The 16,303-nt window shown below is 49.4% G+C and carries 17 protein-coding genes; 13 read left to right on the top strand and 4 right to left on the bottom strand.

The window, feature by feature from the left end:
- Positions 1 to 11 precede the first annotated feature (11 nt).
- The 4 genes from PEL01S_RS21540 to PEL01S_RS21525 all read left to right on the top strand — a co-directional run bounded on the left by PEL01S_RS21540 (position 12) and on the right by PEL01S_RS21525 (position 3,480).
- Positions 12 to 1,214, top strand: coding sequence for a MerR family transcriptional regulator (locus PEL01S_RS21540; protein ID WP_127461778.1), 1,203 nt, complete (start codon positions 12 to 14; stop codon positions 1,212 to 1,214).
- Positions 1,211 to 2,173 carry a GDP-mannose pyrophosphatase NudK gene (gene nudK / locus PEL01S_RS21535; RefSeq protein WP_127461777.1) on the top strand — a complete coding sequence of 321 codons (963 nt, stop codon included), beginning with the start codon at positions 1,211 to 1,213 and terminating at the stop codon, positions 2,171 to 2,173. The genes PEL01S_RS21540 and nudK overlap by 4 nt, the downstream gene beginning before the upstream one ends.
- Before the next feature lie 37 nt (positions 2,174 to 2,210).
- Complete coding sequence (locus PEL01S_RS21530) at positions 2,211 to 2,795, top strand: hypothetical protein (RefSeq protein WP_127461776.1); 585 nt, start codon at positions 2,211 to 2,213, stop codon at positions 2,793 to 2,795.
- Positions 2,796 to 2,928: 133 nt separating this feature from the next.
- The gene (locus tag PEL01S_RS21525) at positions 2,929 to 3,480 is read left to right on the top strand and encodes an O-acetyl-ADP-ribose deacetylase (RefSeq protein ID WP_127461775.1); all 552 of its coding nucleotides are present in this window, start codon (positions 2,929 to 2,931) and stop codon (positions 3,478 to 3,480) included.
- Positions 3,481 to 3,954: 474 nt separating this feature from the next.
- Here the strand turns inward: PEL01S_RS21525 and PEL01S_RS21515 are convergent, their stop codons facing one another.
- Positions 3,955 to 4,551 (bottom strand): pentapeptide repeat-containing protein, encoded by a 597-nt coding sequence (locus PEL01S_RS21515; RefSeq protein ID WP_063186066.1) that lies wholly within the window; start codon positions 4,549 to 4,551, stop codon positions 3,955 to 3,957.
- Positions 4,552 to 4,699: 148 nt separating this feature from the next.
- Between PEL01S_RS21515 and PEL01S_RS21510 the strand changes: the two genes are divergently transcribed.
- The 3 genes from PEL01S_RS21510 (at position 4,700) to PEL01S_RS21500 (ending at position 7,269) form a co-directional block, all read left to right on the top strand.
- Entirely contained in the window at positions 4,700 to 6,283 is a 1,584-nt protein-coding gene (locus PEL01S_RS21510; RefSeq protein ID WP_127461774.1) for a hypothetical protein, read from the top strand.
- A gap of 73 nt (positions 6,284 to 6,356) precedes the next feature.
- Positions 6,357 to 6,845: a cysteine hydrolase family protein gene (locus tag PEL01S_RS21505; protein ID WP_127461773.1), complete on the top strand. Its 489-nt coding sequence runs from the start codon at positions 6,357 to 6,359 to the stop codon at positions 6,843 to 6,845.
- A 13-nt stretch (positions 6,846 to 6,858) separates the two neighbouring features.
- Complete coding sequence (locus PEL01S_RS21500) at positions 6,859 to 7,269, top strand: RidA family protein (RefSeq protein WP_127461804.1); 411 nt, start codon at positions 6,859 to 6,861, stop codon at positions 7,267 to 7,269.
- Between the two features lie 597 nt (positions 7,270 to 7,866).
- Here PEL01S_RS21500 and PEL01S_RS21490 read toward each other — a convergent pair.
- Complete coding sequence (locus tag PEL01S_RS21490) at positions 7,867 to 8,199, bottom strand: antibiotic biosynthesis monooxygenase family protein (protein ID WP_127461772.1); 333 nt, start codon at positions 8,197 to 8,199, stop codon at positions 7,867 to 7,869.
- Positions 8,200 to 8,307: 108 nt separating this feature from the next.
- Here PEL01S_RS21490 and PEL01S_RS21485 point away from each other — a divergent pair, with 108 nt between their 5' ends.
- From PEL01S_RS21485 to cyoE, 4 genes are all read left to right on the top strand, one after another.
- Positions 8,308 to 9,030, top strand: a complete 723-nt coding sequence (locus PEL01S_RS21485; protein ID WP_127461771.1) for a carbon-nitrogen hydrolase family protein — start codon at positions 8,308 to 8,310, stop codon at positions 9,028 to 9,030.
- A 242-nt stretch (positions 9,031 to 9,272) separates the two neighbouring features.
- The gene (locus tag PEL01S_RS21480) at positions 9,273 to 11,342 is read left to right on the top strand and encodes a HelD family protein (RefSeq protein ID WP_127461770.1); all 2,070 of its coding nucleotides are present in this window, start codon (positions 9,273 to 9,275) and stop codon (positions 11,340 to 11,342) included.
- Between the two features lie 99 nt (positions 11,343 to 11,441).
- Positions 11,442 to 12,125 carry an MOSC domain-containing protein gene (locus PEL01S_RS21475; protein ID WP_127461769.1) on the top strand — a complete coding sequence of 228 codons (684 nt, stop codon included), beginning with the start codon at positions 11,442 to 11,444 and terminating at the stop codon, positions 12,123 to 12,125.
- A 28-nt stretch (positions 12,126 to 12,153) separates the two neighbouring features.
- A complete protein-coding gene (gene cyoE, locus PEL01S_RS21470) occupies positions 12,154 to 13,020 on the top strand; it encodes a heme o synthase (protein ID WP_127461768.1) in 867 nt (288 codons plus the stop codon).
- Between the two features lie 35 nt (positions 13,021 to 13,055).
- Here cyoE and PEL01S_RS21465 read toward each other — a convergent pair whose 3' ends face one another.
- Positions 13,056 to 13,640, bottom strand: a complete 585-nt coding sequence (locus PEL01S_RS21465) for a LysE family transporter (protein WP_127461767.1) — start codon at positions 13,638 to 13,640, stop codon at positions 13,056 to 13,058.
- A gap of 201 nt (positions 13,641 to 13,841) precedes the next feature.
- On the opposite strand from PEL01S_RS21465, the gene PEL01S_RS21460 reads away from it, so the two are divergent.
- A complete protein-coding gene (locus PEL01S_RS21460) occupies positions 13,842 to 14,372 on the top strand; it encodes a PadR family transcriptional regulator (protein ID WP_127461766.1) in 531 nt (176 codons plus the stop codon).
- The gene (locus PEL01S_RS21455; protein WP_163767761.1) at positions 14,372 to 15,625 is read left to right on the top strand and encodes an alpha/beta fold hydrolase; all 1,254 of its coding nucleotides are present in this window, start codon (positions 14,372 to 14,374) and stop codon (positions 15,623 to 15,625) included. The genes PEL01S_RS21460 and PEL01S_RS21455 overlap by 1 nt, the downstream gene beginning before the upstream one ends.
- 18 nt (positions 15,626 to 15,643) lie before the next feature.
- On the opposite strand, the gene PEL01S_RS21450 is transcribed toward PEL01S_RS21455, so the two are convergent.
- The gene (locus tag PEL01S_RS21450) at positions 15,644 to 16,204 is read right to left on the bottom strand and encodes an NAD(P)H oxidoreductase (protein ID WP_127461764.1); all 561 of its coding nucleotides are present in this window, start codon (positions 16,202 to 16,204) and stop codon (positions 15,644 to 15,646) included.
- Positions 16,205 to 16,303 lie beyond the last annotated feature (99 nt).

Raw genomic sequence — 16,303 nt, 5'->3', positions numbered from 1 at the left:
GGGTGGTTATTGTGAGAAGCGGCGACTATGCAACAACAGGACAAATTGCCAAAAAGACCGGGATCACGCTGCGAACGCTGCGTTACTACGACCAGATCGGTCTGCTGTCTCCTTCCCAGCACAGTCAGTCGTCGGCGAGGTTATACAGCAAGGAAGACATGATTCGGCTGCAGAAGATTCAGACGCTGAAGTATATCGGCTTGACCCTTCAAGAGATCAAGGAGGTGATTCGCGAAGAATCGCTGTCCGAACATGACCTCCGAAGCTCGTTAACGGCACAAAAAGAGACGCTCCGGCAAAAGCTCGCACACATGGAAGTTGTGGTCAAAGCGATAAATCAAGCGATAGGAATCATGAAGAACAAGTCTGAGGATGTGGAGTGGAGCGGCCTGATCGAGCTCATCCATGCGGTTCATTCGGAAAAAAATTGGGTCGAGCAGTATCATACCGCGACGCGCCTGCAAACGAGAATCCAGCTCTATGACAAATGCAGCGTCAATCCGATCGGTTGGCATCGCTGGCTGTTCGGGCATTTGATCGAGCAGTCCGGATGCACGGTGCTTGAGATCGGCTGCGGCGACGGCGCTTTATGGGCGCGGAACATGGATCGGATTCCTGAAGCTTGGAGGATGACGCTCTCGGACTTGTCGCACGGGATGCTTGAGGAAGCGCGAAGCAGCTTAGGGGGACGCAAAACGCAATTTAAGTTTGTGGTGGCCGATGTACAGGATATTCCTTTTCATGACGAACAGTTCGATACCGTTATTGCCAACAACATGCTTTACCATGTGCCGGACATGCCCAAAGCGCTTTCCGAAATTCATCGCGTCTTAAAGCCCGGAGGAAGATTGTTCGCTTCGACGATGAGCAAGCGGCATTTGCAGGAAGTCGAGCAGCTCGCTGCGGCGTTCGATCCCGAGATCCGTGTGCTGGACCCCGTCATCGAGCGGTTTAATTTGGATAACGGTGAACAGATGTTGGCCCCTTGGTTTTCTGAGGTTCGTTTGTATACATATGATGACCACTTGCTGGTGAACGAAGTCCGGCCGCTCCTGGATTATATCACCTCGACGCCGATGAATGCCCGCCAGCGGTTGACGGGAGCTGCTATGCATCATTTTGAAAGCTTTTTAAATTCCATGATCGAACGTGAAGGGAAAATCCGCATTTCGAAGGATTCCGGATTTTTCTTAGGGAGGAAGCGATCTATATGACAAGACAGGGAAACCCAAAAGTACGTATCCTGAAAGAGGAGTTGTTATCGGACAACTGGTACCTCTTGAAGAAACTGACCTTCGAGTATCAAAAGCAGGATGATACTTGGGAGACTCAAGCGCGTGAAGTATACGACCGCGGCAATGGAGCGACGATCCTGCTGTATAATCGGGCGAAGCAGACGGTGGTGCTGACCAAGCAGTTTCGGATGCCGACCTACGTGAACGGAAACGACACGGGAATGCTTATCGAGACGTGCGCGGGCCTGCTGGACCGGGAAACCCCGGAAGCGAGCATTGTACGCGAGACGGAGGAGGAGACGGGGTACCGCGTCAGCGAGATTGTCAAGGTCGGCGAGGCGTATATGTCTCCCGGTTCCGTGACGGAGATTTTACATTTTTATACGGCTGAATACAGTGAGGGCATGCTGGCTGGAGAAGGCGGAGGGATGGAAGAAGAGCAGGAGCATATCGAGGTTCTTGAGCTTCCGTTCATCGAAGCGCTCGAAATGGTCCGAACCGGCGAAATCTGCGATGCCAAAACGATCATGCTGCTGCAGTATGCGCAAATTCACGGACTTCTTGAGCCGGAGGTCAAGCCGCTGCATATTCTTATCGCCGGTCCGTATCGCTCGGGAACTGGGGACGATCCTGAGCTTTTGGAGCAAAACGTCCGCTTTATGAACGAAATTGCTTTGCAGGTATACGAAGCGGGACATTTGCCCGTTCTAGGCGAGTGGTATGCGCTCCCATTGATCGCGACCGCAGGATCGAAGACCATCGGAGACGACGTGTTCAATCGCATTTTTCATCCGTCTTCCATTCGTCTGCTGGATTGCTGCGATGCGGTGCTCCGGGTTGGAGGACCGTCTCAGGGGGCGGACGAGATGGTCAGAGTGGCCGAAGAGAAAGGCAAGCTGGTTTATTGGCATCTGGACGAATTGCCGAGCGTTGGGTGAATCTGAAGAAACCAAAGAAAACCTAAAGGAGTTACCGATGAAACGATTGATTTCTCAGTACCTGTTTTTGATATTAGGCGGCGCTATCATCTTATTGGGGATGGTGTTTGCCGGGATTAACTTCTTGAACCATAATCCCGTAAACGATAGAGTCATGTTAAGAGCTCCCGGTACGAAGGAAGTGTTTTTATCATCGGGGAAAAATAATTTGTTTTACGAATTCGATTCGAAACAGCTTAATTTGGGAGTGCTACAGCTTAAAAAAGAAGAGAAATTAAATAACGTATCGAGTCTGGTCGCGGTAAAGATAGTTAAAGTATCGGACAATAAGGAAATTGTGCTGGCAAAGGATTCTTCCATGAATTTTACATTTAACGATACGAGAGGCGAGTCGCTGTACAGCTTCGAGGTCGTTGAAGGAGGAGATTACAGAGTTGAAATTAATCCTACGATCGAATTGCCGAAGGCGATTACGTTTAGTATCGTGGGAGATTTGGCAAACAGTCTGCTTGGCGTCTTTAAGCACGCGGGGATCGTTGTGTCCATGTCGATTCCATTTTTGCTGATCGGGTGGTACATGTACGCCAGAGAAGCAAGAAGGAAGAAACTTTTAACACGGTAAACAGTTTATAGATTATAATAATGACAGAAACTAGCAAACTAGCACGTAGTTATAAGCATAGACTTGATAAAAAACATCAGGATCTCGAATACGAGTCTTTCCATGATGTTTTTTATTGCTTGGAGGTGCAATCATGGAAGAGATAAAGCTGCAAACGACTACCGTAAAGGTACTCCAAGGAGATATTACCAAAATAGCCGCAGATGTTATCGTGAATGCCGCCAATACAAGCTTGCTCGGCGGGGGCGGGGTTGACGGGGCCATCCATAGAGCTGGTGGCAAGCAGATTTTGGAGGAATGCAGGAAGATCAGAGATCAGCAAGGCGGCTGCCAGATCGGCGAAGCCGTTGTGACGACAGCGGGAAATTTACCGGCGTCCTTTGTGATTCACACCGTAGGGCCGGTCTGGAACGGCGGAAAGAGCGGCGAGGAACAGAAATTGACGAACTGCTATGTAAACACATTGAATCTAGCTTGCAAAAATCATGCACGTAGTATCGCTTTTCCAAATATCAGTACCGGCATTTATCGGTTTCCGAAAGATTTGGCAGCCAAAATTGCGTTAGAGGCCGTATCTAATTTCATCCGCAGCCATCACGAGTCGAGTCTAGAGCAGATTTTGTTCGTCTGCTTTGATGAGGAAAATTACCGGATTTATCGGGAACGTTTACGTGAGGGCTTGTGAATAAAAGGATTCTGAAGTTTTTGGAAAGGGTGCTAACTTGATTATACAAGATATAACCATAAGATGGGGGAAAGACGTGAGAGGCGCCCCTTATTCCTCATTAAGAAATCGATACAGCAAAGCGTTTTTACCTTCAAATACTCTCATTATTGCGGAAAGCCTGCTAGATATGATAAAAAATATCATTTATTAGCCGAGAAAGTATTCGAGCTGTCGCCTGGCGAATACGGAAGAATACTGTATAACGGACGACATATTGCCACGGATACGGGAGAATGGTACTACGAGTTGCATATTCTAAACGCTTTTCATACCAAAGAAAGAAACCCGAAATTATTCGTCAACCGATCTCCGCTTAAAGAGTACAAACAATTAGAAGTATTATTTTAGGTTGAAAAGGAAGCGCAGTGAAGTTTGCTATGCGATGATTGCTTGCTTGAAGACCATAGGTGGTCGTTTTAACAAAGGATACGCTTAGTCCCCGTCAATCAATTGGATATCCATGCAATAGAGTAAAGATATCGCCTCGGGCAGCGTAAATTTGGCTTTCCGGATTGGATTGAGCCCCGGGTCAATCATGTAGTTGGTTGCAAAAGAGAAGTCCGCGGCCGTCAAGTTCGTCCGGTCAAACAGACTTTCGGAGAAATCCGTATAGCTCATGTCCGCTTCCGTAAGGTCGGATTCCCTGAAATCTACGTTCTTTGCCGTGCATTTTGTGATTACGCTCTTCGGCAGCGTCAATCCGATGAAAGTGGAATGACTTAGGGTACATTCTTCGAACCGCAGCAGACCGGACCCGACTTTTCGGGGCGGAGCCATCTCGGCCCAATTGATGCCGATCAATTTGGAATGGGTGAAAGAAACCTGGGAGAAATCGCAGTCGAGCACTTGAATTAAACTTAAATTACAGTTTTCAAAGGTACATCCCGAAAATTTGCAGTCTTTAAAGACCGTCTCACTGAAATCGCATTTGGTAAATGTGCAATCGTAGAACCGGACCGAGGTTACTTCCTGCTGCGAGTATTGAGCCTCCACAAAGTGCTCGTCGTAATATTCTTCTTCTATAAACAAAACGCATCACGTTCCTTAGAGGTATTTGGATCATAATTTCTTTCCCAGTATACCATACTTTAATCCAACTGAAGCAGACGGCTCTTTTTGTGGCTAAGAGTAAAAAGTATAATATAGTATTTAAATAGGAATATATAGGGGGGCGTTCATGAGAGAGAGCAAAATACTACAGAGGGTTCCTGCCTCCATAGCTGCGTCATCGAAACGTTGCATGACGAGCCCCCGAGCGGCTGGCCCGGATTGGTTTTTCAACATGTCGAAGACCGTAGGGAATCAGGCTCTTCAACGGTACCTGATTTCCGGCTTTTCGAAAATACCGCGACAAGGCACCGTCATTCAGCGAGCTATTGGGGTTGAATTAGAGGATTCGAATTGGGAAACGACAACTCGGGAAGGTATAGCGTTCGAGAAGTATGCGCCGCTGGTTCGCGATGACGAGAACGGCTTCACGTTGTCAGCGGATGAATATTTGATGCCTACAGGAAGAAGCTCGAACCTTGAGTTTGTATCCGATGCTCATCCGGACAAAGAGGCTTTTCTTGGTGCCGTCCAAAGCATGGACGAGCTGGCTCGGCAATTGGAAAGCCATCGTGTAAACGAAAATGAGCCTATTGTTTTGGAGAACGTGCTAGGCAAAGCCGGTAATTCAGGCGAGGTAGAGCCATATAAACAGGTGAACTCGGCCAATATCAATCCAAAGACCGGGAAATTCTCGCCTCATGTCCAAGTCACGATGAGCGTTCCGCTAGGAAAGATCGCAACCATGTTCGATATGTTGGCAAACAAACAAGAGAACCTGAAGACTTCCAACTATGCAGGCCCTGTCGTAAAGCTAAGGGATAGATTGAAAACGATGGAAAAAACGTTTGAGAAAAGACATAAAAAGCTCGGACTTAACCATGTAAAAAAGATGAGTCCTCAGCTTACGGGCCTTTCCACCATGATCGCTTATTACCTGCGAAGCAGCTTCGTGCCGATGGAAAATCGAAAAAATCTGAAACGCCAATTTCCTAAGGCGCTGTTCCCAGTGCTTGCCAAAACACCCTTTCATCTAATGTTCGAACTTCTCCCCGATCATGAACTCAACGCTATACGAGACAATACGGGCCATATGAAACCGGAGTGGATCTCTTGGTTTCTGGAAGGAGCGCTGGGCAACCATGTAACCAGTGCAGAGAAGAAAGGGAAAGAACAAGAGACATGGGCCGACATCTGGGACGGCCCGCTGCTGCCGCAAACGTTCGGGGAAGGAGGAGAAGAACCGTACGAGATTAAGCTAAAGCGTGCAAATTGGCTGCATAAGCTTCCGAAAAACGATCTTTTGACGGAACAGAATAATCCGAAGCTTAAGGGAATGGGGGTTTTTTCAGGAAAAGGCGATGTACGTGCAGGGAATTCCGATCAAGAAAAATATGCTCCCGTCTTTGAACTTCGTGATATTGGAGAGAATCCAACGAGAGAAAATTGGAAATCATGGGCTGAAAAATGGTGGGGTTTCTACGAGGATTTAGTTGGTCAAGGGGTTCGATACGAGGCACCAAAGAAGGTGAACCCGACGGACGCTTCGGAAAAGGGTTCTCTTTCTTTGCAAGATATGATCGAAATCGGCGTGTCGCATTCGACTTCGGGCCAGCAAGATTCGCTGTTTTCTCCTTCTGAGGACGATGACGAATACCCGGCTCTCCCGGCAATACCCGGGTCATTGCTGGCTAGAGGCTGTATCCTTCAATAAGCTGAAGCTGATGCCCTCCTGATCCCGATCAAGCAAAAGTGAGGAATTTCATAAACAAAGGAGTCGAAAAACTATGAAAATAGCCTTATTAATCGTCGATATGCAAACCGTCTTTCTGAAGGATAAAGAACAATCGAGCATCGAAAAGGCGTGCGAATACATCAATTATACGGCAGACCTGCTGCGGTCAAAGGGGCATCTCATTGTCCATATTCAAGACATTGAGGGACGGCAGGAGTCGAATAAGGAGCTATTCGATATCATCCCCGAGATTAAAGCGGAAGAGCAGGAGAAGAGAGTTACCAAAGTATTCTCCAATGCTTTTTGGAAAACGGACCTGGAACAGCTTTTATTGGAGAACGAAATCGGTCTTGTGATCGTGTCGGGATTTGCGGCAGAGCACTGCGTGCTGTTCACGTACAACGGGGCGAGGGAGAGAGGCTTTAAGACGGTCATCCTGCAAAACGGAATCGTCGGTGAGCGGGATGCTGCGGTTGAAGCGACGTACCGGGATCGAAATATCATCTCCTATCCGGTCATCGAATCTTTCGTAGGGAGCTGAAGCTATGAATATTATGCAAAACGATAAGCAAATCATTTTCAGGAATCCGCAAACGATGCCGCCTGCAAATGGTTATACGCAGGTTGTGGAAGTACGGAACGGAAGAACAATTTATGTTTCCGGGCAGGTGGCCGTGAACCACAAAGGAGAATTGGTCGGTCCGGGAGACCTGGCGGCACAAACCGGGCAAGTATTCGAGAACATCAAAGCTGCGTTGGAGGCTTCCGGCGTAAGCTTCAATGATGTTGTCAAATTGACCTTCTTTTTAACGGACATCTCCCAGATCCAGATCGTGAGGGACATTCGGGACAGGTATGTGAATACGACAAATCCGCCTGCCAGTTCGGCCGTTGAAGTAAGTAAACTGGTGAATGATCATTTCTTGATTGAGATCGAAGCGATAGCCGTAGGAGAGTTCCGCTAGAAGAGCTTGAGATAAAAGCATACAGATCCCGCGCCGCACTTTAACAGTGGCGTGGGATTTTTTTGCCCAGACGCCGATATTTCGTGGTCCCAGCGCCCGTTTCCTTGCGCTTAGCTCCAACTTCCCCTTTGCGGATTTTTAATTGTTTTTGAAATTTGTCCGGTTATCGACCAGTACGCATTAAGGATGCTTTGCATTAGCTATAGAGACTCTAAAAGAAAAGAGGTGATTGTATTGGCTAAAGCAAAGGCTGTGCGTCAACCGGACCTCGTACTGATCAGTTGGTCGCGAAATGCGCTTATCCCAGGCTCCCCGCGTAGGATTATCACATCACGCGTGATCGGCAGCGCCCGACCTTGTACCGCGCTATTGGTCCCCGGACGCTTACTTGTCAATGCCCTAAGATGTTTAACTAGAAATCGATTCTTCATCGTTGTAAGCAGATCTACATCAAGCATTAGCGGCTTTATTCTACTGCAGCGGAATCCTTCCTGAGTATAGAGTGGACATTTCGCGTTATGCGGACCTGTAAGTACGATGATGTGAGGGACGGGGGACTAGCCGCCCCCTCCTAAACCGTCTTGCGTAGCGTTTCAATCATACTTCTTTCAGGCTGTATTCTCTTTCAACTCGACAGATTCTGGTTATATAATTGTCGTACCAGATCGTTTTCCCCTTTTCCTGCGCCCCCAAATGCGCTTCGTTTGCTTTCCAATTTCGAATGGCGTCCAAGGATTCCCAGTATGAAACAGTTATCCCGAAACCATCATCATCCCGAACACTTTCTACTCCCAAAAAGCCTGGCTGGTTAGATGCCAGAGATACCATTTTTTCTGCCATGTTCACATACCCGCGATCCCCTTCCGAACGCTGACTTGAAAAGATCACGGCGTAATAAGGCGGCTGTGGTGTTTTTGCAAATGGTGTCATTTTCACGTTCTCCTTTTCTACATAAGAAAGTTTCATTCGTAAAAAGTATACATTTGGCGTTAAAATAAATCTAATTTATGTATTGCACAAGGAAGCGGAGGTATAATCATGAGAATAGCTGCGGCTCAAATGAGACCCGAAAAGGGAAATATTGTGGAAAATCTCGAGAAACACAAAAACATGATAGCGACTGCAATTTCTTATCATGCGGACGCCCTATTTTTCCCGGAGCTTTCTGTAACAGGCTATGAACCTAGTCTTGCGAAGGATTTAGCGACCAGCGAGAACGATGGAAGATTCGATGATTTCCAGAGCATAAGCGACAAACATCGTATCACCATTGGGATTGGTGTGCCGACGAAATCCGATTCCGGAATTCGAATCAGCATGATTATCTTTCAACCAAACAAACCAAGACAAACATATTCCAAACAAAAATTACATTCGGATGAATTCCCGTATTTCGTTTGCGGCCATGAACAAATGATTTTGACAATGGATAACGTAAAGATTGCTCCTGCAATTTGTTATGAGTCCTTACAGATTGACCATGCCGATCATGCCAGCAAGCTGGGGGCCGAAGTTTATATTGCGAGTGTAGCCAAGTCTCAAAACGAGATAAACAAAGCATGGAGTCATTATCCGCATATGGCAAGCAAGTATTCCATGACGGTTCTGATGGCCAATTGTATTGGGCATTGTGATAATTTTGAAAGTGTAGGCAAATCTGCGGTATGGAGTAATGAAGGAAGATTAGTCGGGGAACTGGACGATTCGAATGAAGGAATCATCATTTATGATTCAACAACACAGGAAGTAACGAAAAAATAGAGTCTTGAATTTCGATGCGAAAAAACCGCCTTGGAGGGCGGTTTATTTATTATAATTCATTGAAAAATGGAAATTTTTAGTAAATGGTCCGTGGGGCGTACTCTATCATCAGAATAACTCATCGGAAAGAAAAAGTCTATTCTTTTTTTGCGCGATCTTTTATATTCTATATACCGCTTTTGCAGGGCAGCTCGCAAGCTCAAGCTCTGCTTAGGCTAACGACTCAAAAGGAGGCTGCACGGATGTTTAACGGTACGGAAGCGGAAGAAAGACGATATCTGGAAGTCATTGTTGCCAAGCTTCATCAAGCCCTCAAGGAGATGGACGATAAAGTATCGTACACTTACGAAGCGGTCATTGAAGCCAAGAAATACCTGTGGGACAATGCGGCTGCATTGGACCCGGCGGAGCGGGCGGCGAACCGGGTGGACGTATCGCTCGCGATCGATTTGGGGGAGAAGACGATCGCCAAGCGCAGGCGGGTTCAGAAATTGCTGCAATCGCCCTACTTTGGGAGGGTGGACTTCAAGGAAGGACAACAAACGAAACCGGATTCGTTCTATATCGGGGTACATTCCTTCACCGAGGAAAACGGCCACGATAATTTAATCTACGATTGGCGCTCCCCTGTAGCCAGCATGTTTTATGATTTTGAGGTCGGTCAAGCGTTCTATTCGGCGCCCGTCGGAGAGGTGCATGGCGAGATCGGCTTAAAGCGGCAGTACAAAATCAATCAAGGCGCAATGGAATACATGATCGAAAGCTCGATGACGATCCATGACGATGTCCTCCAAAAAGAGCTCAGCGGCCCTTCGAACGAGCGAATGAAAAATATCGTAGCGACGATCCAAAAAGAACAGAACGCCATCATCCGGAATGAAGCGGCTCACGAGCTGATCATTCAGGGCGTCGCCGGTTCGGGAAAAACGTCGGTCGCTTTGCACAGAGTCGCCTTTTTGCTGTATCGGTACAAGGAAACGTTAAACTCCAGGAACGTCCTGATCATTTCTCCCAACAAAGTGTTCTCCGATTATATCTCGAACGTGCTGCCCGAGCTGGGCGAAGAAAAGATCATGGAAGTGAGCCTGGAGGAGCTGGCGGCCAAGGGGCTGTCGGGAATCGGCAAGTTTCAGACGTTTTACGAGCAGGTGTCGGAGCTGCTGGGTGATCCTGACGATGAAACGGACGATAGCGTGATCGAACGGATCAAGTATAAAGCTTCCGCCGAATTTATCGGTCAGATAGATGCTTTTATCCAATATGCGGATGAGCATTACTTCTCGCCTGAGGAGATTGCCATCGATAAGGTGACGATTTCCAAAGAGGCATTGTTCAGCAGTTATCTGGCTTCCGGAAGATTGCCCGTCAAATCGAGATTGGAGAAGACCGCAGCCCAGGTTATGGCCAACTGCAAAGACGTAGACGGAAATCGAGTCCCCGCATCGGCATCCAAAAAGATCAAGACGGCCGTCAAAAAAATGTTCAAATGCCAAGACGTCCTCTCCTTGTACAAGGAATTTTATCGATATTTGGGCAAGCCTGACCTGTTCAAGCTAAAGCAGGGCAAGAAGCTGGAATATTCGGATGTGTTTCCGCTCCTTTATTTGAAGATTTATTTTGAGGGGGCGGCGCCGTTCGATTTCGTCAAGCATCTGCTGGTGGATGAGATGCAGGATTATACGCCGATCCAATACGCGGTCTTATCGAAATTATTCAAATGCAAGAAAACGATTCTGGGCGACAGCAGCCAATCCGTGAATCCATATTCTTCTTCTTCGCTAGCCGAGATTAAGAAAGTATTCCCCGAGGCGGATACGGTCGAGCTGCTAAAAAGCTACCGTTCGACCGTTGAAATTACAACGTTTGCCCAGAGGTTAAAGCCTAACAGCAAGCTGATTCCGATCGAACGGCATGGCGAGGAGCCGCTCATCCTACCGTGTCACAGTCCAAGGGATGAAATGGACGCAGTCAGGAGGCTGACCAGCGATTTCCTGGCGACCGGACTTCATTCGCTCGGGATCATCTGCAAGACGCATGCCCAAGCTGAAGAAGTATACGCGAAGCTGAAGGATAGAGGGCATAAAATTCATTTGCTGGATTTCAACAGCGAGCAGTTCCACGAAGGCATCGTAGTTACCTATGTGCATCTAGCCAAAGGCTTGGAGTTCGATCAAGTCATTGTGCCGTTCGCTGACGCATCGACATACCGGACGGAGCTGGATAAAAGCTTGCTCTATATCGCTTGCTCCCGGGCCATGCATAGATTGACGGTGACCTACGCCGGAGCCATCACTCCTTTTCTAAAACCATAGGTTATATCTATGGTTTTTATAATAACAATTGAATTGATAGATGGAACGGGCGGGATTATACTCGAATCATGCAGCAAGGTGAAAGTCGGGGTGGTTCAAATGAAGCCTGTGGAAATCCTTTCGATCAATACGGGCAAGCCGAAAGAGGTGCAGTTTAACAGCAAAGACGTCTCGACCGGCATCTTCAAGACACCGGTTGACGGGGAGCTGTTTTTATCGTGGGTGAATTTCGAGGGGGACGGACAGGCTGATCTTGTTCATCACGGAGGCCGGGAGAAGGCGGTATGCGTCTATCCCTACGAGCATTATCCGTTCTGGGAGAAGGAATTGCAGAGAACGTTGGCATACGGCGGATTCGGGGAAAATCTGACAGTCCGAGGTCTGCTGGAGGAGGACGTTTGCATCGGCGATGTGTTTCAACTTGGCGAAGCGATCGTTCAAATCAGTCAACCGCGTCAGCCTTGTTACAAGCTGTCTGTACGGTACGGATTGCCCGACATGCCGCTGAAGCTTCAGGAGACGGGATACACCGGCTTTTATTTCCGCGTGCTGAAAGAAGGGGTCGTGTCCCGGTGTGACGGACTGACTCGCATTTTCTCCCATCCGAAAGGAATTACCGTGTCCTACGCCAACCGGATCATGCACCGTGACAAGGATCATGTCGAAGGCATCAAGAAGATACTGGAGGTGGAAGAACTATCCGTCAACTGGAGGAAGACATTTGCGAAGCGCCTGGACGGGATCGCGACGGATACGACGGAAAGACTGACCGGCCATGCATGATATCCTTGAAAAGGAGGCGCAACGGGGATTGGCGACCGCTATGAAAGATTGGGTTTCTGTGATAAAGCCGAGGATTATGACCTCCAACCTGTTTTGCGCATTTGCCGGGTATTGTCTTGCTTCGCGCTGGGAGTTCGATTTGTCTGTCCTGGCATTCATGATGGTTGGGACGGCGCTGATCCTAGCGGCCGCATCGATGGCGAATAATGTCCTGGACCGGTTTCGGGATGTCCACATGGAGCGGACAAGAAACCGGCCGCTGCCTGGCGGACGGCTGAACCCTCGGATCGTTGCGGCGGCTGCAACCGCAGCAGGCTTGATAGGCTTCGTCACGCTGTACGTATTCGTGAATCCGCTAAGCGTGGCGCTGGGCTTCGTCGGTATCTTTGTTTACGTCGTGATCTATACGGCATGGCTGAAGCCAACGTCGACATGGAGCACCTCCATCGGTGGAATTTCCGGGGCGATGCCGCCCATGATCGGCTACTGCAGCTATTCCAATGAATTGAATCTGGGGGCATGGCTGTTATTTCTTGTCCTGTTTTTATGGCAGCCGCCGCATTTCTGGGCGCTTGGGATCTTGAAGAAGGACGAGTACCGGGCGGCGGGCTATCCGCTGCTGCCCGTCGTAAAAGGCGCCCGCCGTACGAAATGGCAAATGCTGCCCTATGTCGCAGCTTTATTTCCGGTTACTTATTTGCTGTATGCTCACGACTGCGTCGGTGCCGCTTATTTGCTGACCTCTACCGCGCTGCTCGGCATTTGGTTTTTGCAATGTCTGAGCGGCTTATTTACGAAAGATGACCGGGGTTGGGCGAAAGCCAGCTTCAAGTTTTCTCTGTACTATTTAACTTTTTCGTTTTTGATCATCATCGTTGAATCGGCTTGGCGATAGCCGCCGGAGTCGCCCCGAATGCTCGATCGCGCAGCCTATAAGAAGATCGAAATTGCACTGTACAGCAGTAACAACCCCATGGCGATATGAAAGGGCCGCTCGTAGTTGGACAAAAACTTTTGAAATAACGAACCGAATACCGCCCACATGAACGTGGACAAGAATCCGACAAACGCAAGCAGCACGGAAAAGAGCAGCAAGCTTAGACCGGACTTGTAGAACGGAATGACGAAGGTGGAGATGGCCGTAATCCCGTACAGAATTCCCTTCGGGTTAACAAATTGCAAAATAAATCCCGTAAAGAACGAGTTTAACGTGTCGTTAGCTTGTTCTTTATTTTCCGTTTTACTAGTTTTCATAATTTTGAAGGCGAGGTAAGCCATATACAGACTCCCCAACAGGTTCATCACGAATTTAATCCGCGGGATGTAGTTGTATAAAACCAGATTGAAAAAGCTGGACAACAGCATAATGGCAAAAAATCCGACGGTGACGCCAAAAATAAACCGAAATGTTTTTCTTAGCCCGTGTTGATTCGCATTGGACATCGCCATGATGTTATTGGGGCCGGGCGTGAAACTCGTCGCAATGATGTACGACAGGAAAGGAAGGATAAGCATCGTTCGCACCTCTTATGTATGTTATAGTAAAACATATGTATGTTATGACATATGTTCGTGCGTTATGATTATACAATAAGAGTGCGATGTTGCACAATCATCATTTCAAGAGAGTTTGCTTGCTTGCGTTTTTTCGCGGTACATGCTATTTTTTAGTTAAATTTATTTATTCAAATTTGAATAAAAATTGAGGTGTCTGCGGTGATCCGCTTAATCGTGTTGGGCATGCTGGCGAAACAATCGATGCACGGCTACGACCTGATACAGCAGCTGGAAAAGGAACGGGTCGACCTATGGTCGAACGTGCTGCCGGGGTCGATTTATCATGCGCTGCGGCAGCTGGCCAAGGAAGGCTGCGTGCAAATCCGGGATACGGAGAGAAGCGGCAATAAGACGAGAGCGGTGTACGAAATCACGCCACAAGGCAGCGAGCTGTTACAGGGCTTAATCGCGGAAGTGATGAGCGTCCCGTCCACCGAATTCCCCTCGGCCTTCTATGCGGCTCTGTTCATGATGGACCGGCTGCCGAAGAAGGAAGTGATCCGCTGCCTCGAGCAGCAGATCGCAGGGCTTGAGCACAAAATTGCGCTTTGGAACAAGGGCGAGCCGGGTAAAGCGGAGCTGTCCGGCAATCCCCGGCTTGTGCGGCAGGTGTTCGCCAACGGCATCGCCCATATGGAGCTGGACCTTCAGTTATTGAAGCAAATTAAACAGGACTTGGAGGAGTCATGATGGAGCCGGTATGGAGCATCGGGCAGGCGCAGAACAGGATCGACGGAGCTTTGGAGATGGCGATTCGGCAGTTAACCCCGGGGCAAAAAATAACGTTGGAAGCAACTGCGCAAGACGATCTGGGGCAAGTGTGGCGTTCCTTCGGCATGTATCGGGCAGATGATCAGGGGACGGTAGATACGGCGGGGACGGCACCCGAAGAGGGCACGTACGACGGGATCGATGCGAACGGCTTGCTTTGGTCAATGCGCCCGGACGGTTCCGCCCCCGGTTACTTTATGAAAAGCAGCAGTGCGCCGCACGCGGTCACCTTCCGGTTGTCCACCGACGGCGTCTTGCTTGGCGAACGTATCGTCGACCTTCATTTTGTATCCGGCGATGTCCGGATATCGGAAATTACGAAGCCGTTCGCGGGCAAATATTTTTGCCCCGAGGCTTCGAATCGCGGACGACCGCTTCCTGCCGTGCTGGTGCTGGGAGGATCGGCCGGGGGCTTGCTGTGGTCCGAGCAGATGGCTGCTCTTCTGAGCGCACACGGCTTTGCGGCGTTGGCGCTGGCCTACTTCGACTGGCAGGGCCGCTTGGGTCTGCCGAACCAGCTTGCGGAGGTACCGCTTGAGGTGGTAGACCGCGCAATGCGCTGGCTGCAGGCGCAGCCGGGGATCGACGCCGCCAGAACCGGAGTCATGGGCCTTTCCAAAGGAAGCGAGCTCGCGCTGCTCTACGCTTCCCTGTACCCGCAGGCTATCCGGGCCGTCGTCGGCTATTCGACCGCGTCTCATGTATTTGAAGGCATTAGCATGGCGCCTGCCGGCCGCCGATCCTCCTGGACGTACGAAGGCCGGCCGCTTCCGTATCTTCCGTACCCCGGCGGGCCGAAGAGCTGGACTCCGGCCGAGCTTGCTCAGTTGCGGAAGCTCCATGAGCAGGCGCTGCAGACTTCCAAGGATGAGGAGCTGGAGGCGGCCCGAATTCCGGTGGAAGCGATGCGCGCACCGGCGCTGCTGATTACGGGTGCGCATGATGAGACATGGCCGGCCGCCGAAATGGCAGAGGGAGTGCTGCAAAGGCTGAAGAAACGCGGATACCGCTGGGAAGTGCGTCACGAGCATTTTCCGGAGGCGGGCCATCTCATTGACATTCCGAATCTGCCGGTGACCGCTGAGCATGGAGTCCCGGCCAAAGCAGCGGCTGCTGCGGCCCGCGAAGCGTGGCAGACTGTGTTATCCTTTTTCCATAAGAACCTTGCCTGATGGGGCAAGGTTTTCTTACTATTCGTATTCGCGTCCCAACTGATAAGCGCGTTCCAGCAGACTCGCAATATGCTCCTTCGATTCCGACAGGGTGTCGTATAATAGCTCAACCCTGGATTCCTGCACTCGGGCGTAGCCGGACACCAATACATTGAGATAATGCTTCAACGTTCCCTCGCGGTTGTATTTTGACATATGCTCCTGATCCCCGCCGGTCAGGCAAATCCACAGCACTTTCTTCTTACCCATTTTCCCGAACAGCCCCATGTTCCATACTTTGTCCAAGTACCCTTTAAGCATCGAAGGCACGTTGTACTGCCATAACGGGAACACGAACACGAGTGTGTCCGCCGCCGCAATCCGGTCCATTTCCTTGCGAACCTCGGGAGAGTAGATTTTGTCGGGATTGATCCAATCTCTCTCATCTTCGGCCGTATACAAAGGATTGAATCCGTCGCGGTCCAAATCCAGCAGATCCACTTCGTGGTTGTTCTGCTTCAGGCCTTCGACAAAACGGTTCATCACGGCGTACGTAAGAGAATTTTTGCGGGGATGAGTGACGGTGACAAGAGCTTTCATAGGTTAACGACCTTCCTTTGTGTCATATTCCCGGCGGCTTCTATGGATCACTGTTCGACGCGGTAGTCAATGGCCGGTTACAGATGCTATTATGGGTGA

Source organism: Paenibacillus elgii NBRC 100335 (assembly GCF_004000865.1).
GTDB classification, from domain to species: domain Bacteria; phylum Bacillota; class Bacilli; order Paenibacillales; family NBRC-103111; genus Paenibacillus_G; species Paenibacillus_G elgii.
This window is presented reverse-complemented; position numbering and strand designations above follow the sequence as displayed.